This is a genomic window from Patescibacteria group bacterium, from assembly GCA_018896645.1.
Lineage (GTDB): Bacteria > Patescibacteriota > Patescibacteriia > UBA2591 > JABMQE01 > JAHIMF01.
In genome coordinates, this window is sequence record JAHIMF010000014.1 from 1 (window position 1) to 4,697 (window position 4,697).

At 38.1% G+C, this 4,697-nt stretch carries 4 protein-coding genes; all 4 read right to left on the bottom strand.

Translation table 11 applies throughout. The features are described from left to right. Positions 1-87: 87 nt before the first annotated feature. Positions 88-405 carry an AAA family ATPase gene (locus KKD20_01005; GenBank protein ID MBU4331685.1) on the bottom strand — a complete coding sequence of 106 codons (318 nt, stop codon included), beginning with the start codon at positions 403-405 and terminating at the stop codon, positions 88-90. A 185-nt stretch (positions 406-590) separates the two neighbouring features. Further along, entirely contained in the window at positions 591-1,760 is a 1,170-nt protein-coding gene (locus KKD20_01010; GenBank protein MBU4331686.1) for an ATP-binding protein, read from the bottom strand. Between the two features lie 146 nt (positions 1,761-1,906). Further along, positions 1,907-2,380 (bottom strand): thrombospondin type 3 repeat-containing protein, encoded by a 474-nt coding sequence (locus KKD20_01015; GenBank protein ID MBU4331687.1) that lies wholly within the window; start codon positions 2,378-2,380, stop codon positions 1,907-1,909. Positions 2,381-2,489: 109 nt separating this feature from the next. Then, positions 2,490-4,697: hypothetical protein (locus KKD20_01020; protein ID MBU4331688.1), on the bottom strand; the 2,208-nt coding region annotated here is incomplete at its 5' end.

Consider the following 4,697-nt stretch of genomic DNA (forward strand, 5'->3'; position numbering starts at 1 on the left):
GGAGGTCTCAAGGTCTACTTTGAGACCTTGAACTCCATAGTTTCACTAATCTTAATGTAATCTTAGCTATAAATCAATCCACCTAAGTTAATTTATCACCCCAATATAGGGACAGTGCCTAAATATAAACAATTTTTTATTTTGCGAAAATTTTTTAACATTGAAACCCTCTTCTTCCAAATATCTTATAAAATCGTTTGCCCCTAAATTTAAAATATTAACAAAACGCGAATCTTCTAAATCAATATAATGAGTAATTTCTTTTTCTTGTTTCAAATAATTTTCCAACCAGTAAAGAATAAAAGTTTTGCCAACCTGCCTGGCCCCATGCAAAACAATAATATCATCAGTGTTGAGATACTTTATTATTTCGTCAGTAATGATTCTTTTGTAATTTTTAAGCATAATAAGCGCTTTTTATCTAAACTTATCTCTAACTCTACTTTACTCTATATTCAATATAAAGTAAAGTCAAGTTTAATTTTTCTTAGATGTTTCAGCCAAAGGCCTGCCTCGCTGCAAGGCGGGCTGATCCGCCTCCTTGTCTGCCTCTGGCATGATGGCGGAAAAATGTCATAATGTTAAAATGTTTAAATATTAAATCCGTAAATAACATTTTCTATATTACTGTAACTCTTAGAGATAAGCTTAAAATCCTTTATTTTCAACTCCTTGCTTATTCTATCTAATTTATTCAAATCCTGTTGAGAGGGCTTAAGTTTAACTTCATAAGCCTTATTTTTATTAAAAATAAAATCAATCTCAACGCCTCCTTTTTTTTGATAATAATTTATCTCACCTTGAGGTCGGAGTAACTGAAAAATACTATTTTCAAATAAGGCGCCTTCGCTTACTTGAATTGAATTATTTACCAAGCCAGAATCACAAAGATATATTTTATTCGCGCCGCGAATTTCCACATCCTTACTTTTACTGTAAAGTTTTATTAATTTAATAAAATAAGTGCCTTCTAAAAAAGCTAAATAATCATAAATCGTCGGCCTGGAGACAGCTAACTCCTGGGCTATTTTCTGAACATCCAATTTTGACCCAACTCGCTGCATCAAAAGCAATATCAAGTCTCTAATTACATTCGTCTTTTTATAATCGCCCAATTGCACTATTTCTAACTGAAAATACGAAGAAAAAATATCATCCAAAGCCATCTTTTTTTCCTGAAAATCCTTCTTGGCTACCACCCCGGGAAAGCCGCCAAATTTTAAATATTCTTCATAAAACCTGTTAAACGTATTAAAAATTGTCTTGGAAATTTTCTGGCCTATCTTGGGAATAATCAATTTTTCTTCTTTAAGTAAAAGAAATTCCTTGAAATTTAGAGGAAATAATTCAAAAATATATTTTCTGCCGGCCAGGGATTCGGAAAATAAATTTTTAATGTAAAAACTGCTGGAACCGGTTAAAAAAAATTTTATCTTGTAATGATCGAAAAAATATTTTACTATTTGCGGTAAATTTTTAACAAATTGGATTTCATCAAGAAAAAGATAGGCCTGACGATTAAAATTTAGTCCCTTTACTTCAAAATTAAATTTTATCTTTTCATAATCTTCTTCTTCAAAATATTTTTGATTAATGGGATTTTCCAAATCTATATAAAGCTTGTTATCGGAACTTATCTTGTCATAAATAAATTTAAGCAAGGTGGTTTTGCCGGTTCGGCGCATACCAGTAATCACAATTGCTTCTGGAGAACTTAAATATGGTTTTATTTTGATGTAGATATCTCGTTGTATAATCATATAATTATAACTTTACACAAATCCTATTTATTTGTCAAGTTCTACTTTACTCTATATTCAATATAAAGTAAAGTCAAGTTTAATTTTTCTTAGATGTTAAAATATCACGATGTAAATCTAATATAGGCCGGCAACTCGAGCGGCTTTCATTCTCTTAAGGGATCGTACCCATTTTTAACTTCTTCTCCGTCAAGATGCCCATCGCCGTCTGTATCTGGATTAAGCGGGTCTGTGCCTAATTTCCCCTCATCGCCGTCAAAAAGCCCATCTTTATCAGTATCCGGTGGTGGAGTCGGGATAAAAGTCGCCGGGTCAATCCTAATCACCGGTAAAACTTTGCCGGCCTTAATCTCTGCCTTAGTTTCCAGAGAAATATTAAAACCAATCTTTTCTTCATTGGTCATTTCCCGAAACTCGCTTGGTAGACTCTCAACATATTCTCTGGACCCAATCAAAGGTTGGCTAATATCCGGACTCGTTTCTTTATCACCTTGGGCGGGCTGGGTCCCCTGACCCAAACCCGGGCTTACCGGCCCTGGTTTTTGCAACTGCCAAAACACAACCACGCCAGCAATAATCAGGAGTAAAACAATGATTAAAATTATAAGAATCTTTTTCATTTAGATAATTTTCTATTGATAATCTAAAACTAGCAAAAAAGTATCTGCACTATTGACAATCAGGATGAGGCATTTGCAAACACCTGAATTATCTTTATTGGCAAGGCCGCTACCATCCAAACACGCAACGGCAATAAACTGTTGAGAGTTGTCCGGCGCCAAAAGCCCATATCATAGGAACATTTAATTGATTGCCGGGTATCGGACCAGCCCCAGTGGTCCGTATCGCTGTATTCCACCCAGAATCATCATAACCTAAATTCATCCACCCCGCGGCAGGGCTCTGCGTACACTTCCAATCAGGCAAATTATTAGTAGTTACCTTTGAGCTATCTGGTTTTGTTAAAATAACAGCCACCCCATAAATTGTGCCCCAATCTTTAGCTCTTACTGCGATTACATTACTGCTTGCCCCTCCCACAACAATAACTTCTGCCCTATTAACAAACGCCCAATCTGCGCCGCTAAGCACTTGGGTTCCATTAAAATAAGTAACGTGCTCATTATCCACACAAACTTCAAGATTATAATTACAATTAACAGTATTGATAAGACAAGTACCGGCAGTACAAAGTAATTTGCTTCCTCCTCCAAGACCAAAATTTGCGCAAGTTTGACCGCCAAAATCAGCGCCATCGCACTGCTCCGTGCCATTCTTTATCCCATCACCGCAACAACCTGTTCCTGAACAATCAGGATCATCACCCAGACCACAGGCTATTGGACAATTGCCATTACAACCGTCGGGAATGCAGGTTGGCGGACAATCATTATCATTTAGAAAATTACACCCAACAGGACAACAGCCATCACCATGTATACAATTAGTAATTAATGTTTGAAAACATGAGGCCCAGCATGTGGCTGGATTGCTACAGGTCTCGTTAGTTGTGCAAGGATTGCTATCAGTACAGTCCGCGTTTAAAAAACATGTTATTGATGCACAACTGCCCGAGCAACAAATCCTTGGTAAGGTGCAAACGCAATCTCCTGGACAAATGGAGCAGGTTTCTCCAATTGCTACATTACAACCATCAATTCCGCAACAAACTGCTGCCCCAACACAGTCTGCGCAACCGCTGGCACATTCTCCATCATTAGCATCACAATTTCCATCCCCGCAATGAGAACCCAGACCAGAACAATCAACCTTGCAATGATTATAAGTACCATTAGCAACGCCGTCATCGCAGGTTTCTACTCCAATATACCTGAATCCATCTCCGCAAACATTATCAGTACAATCGTTTTTGCAGATATCATTATTACTAACGTTTCCATCATCACACTCCTCGCCTAAAACAATTTGAACAATCCCATCTCCACAGCCTTCAGCTATGCAGATACTGCTGCAGCCATCACCGCCAATATTATTTCCATCATCGCAGGTTTCATTAAACCCAGCGCCGTTTGGAGCCTGGGTTATATTATCACCGCAATAAGTTAATTCACAAAAATTATTACAAGCTTTATTAGAACTATTAGCCGCTCCATTGTCGCACTTTTCACCGCCATTAATAATATTATCACCGCAACAAGTGCAATCAGCCCGGCAAGTACTGCAGTTTATTGGCTTATCATCACCATCACAAGTTTCCGTTGTGCTAAGATCTTTAACGCCATCGCCGCAATAACCAAGAAGGCTACAAGGTGTTGGCCAAGTAGTGGGATCACCAAGATTAACTCCAGTGGGCCACTGGCAATTACTTTGGCAAGTTAAAGTTTTAGTGCCTTTATATCCCCCAGTCCAACAATCACCTACTATACTGCTGCTATCGCAAACTTCTCCGCGCCAATCATTCTGCAATCTTCCATCCCCGCACCAGCCGCCAGTCCGCCATTTGCAAGAATTATCACAAATATATTGATCAAAAACAGAACCAGCGGTAGTTTTTGTTTGGGGCCCTGGTGTATATTCACATTGCTCGCCATATGCATACTCTGGAGTATTGTTTCCGCAATAGCCGCCGCAATTATGGATACCTACACTCTTCCAAGACTTACAATCATCCTCACAATACTGAACAATTTCATTATGCCAATTTTGATTACCAAGAAGTTCATCGCAATAATTCCTGGGCAAGGATTTATCACAAGTCTCTGTGGCCGGATTAACCTTGCCGTCGCCACAGATATTAGCCGCTGAAAATTTGCTGTCTTTGCAATCATTATTAAAATCAAAATGCACAGGATTAGGAATGGGGTTCCAAGAACTAGCCCCCTTATACTCTAAATCAGCCATTAGCTCATAACTGTCTCCTGTTGATTGGAATTGATAAACATTAGAACCAAGCGGGCAAATATATTCTTTAGCTAC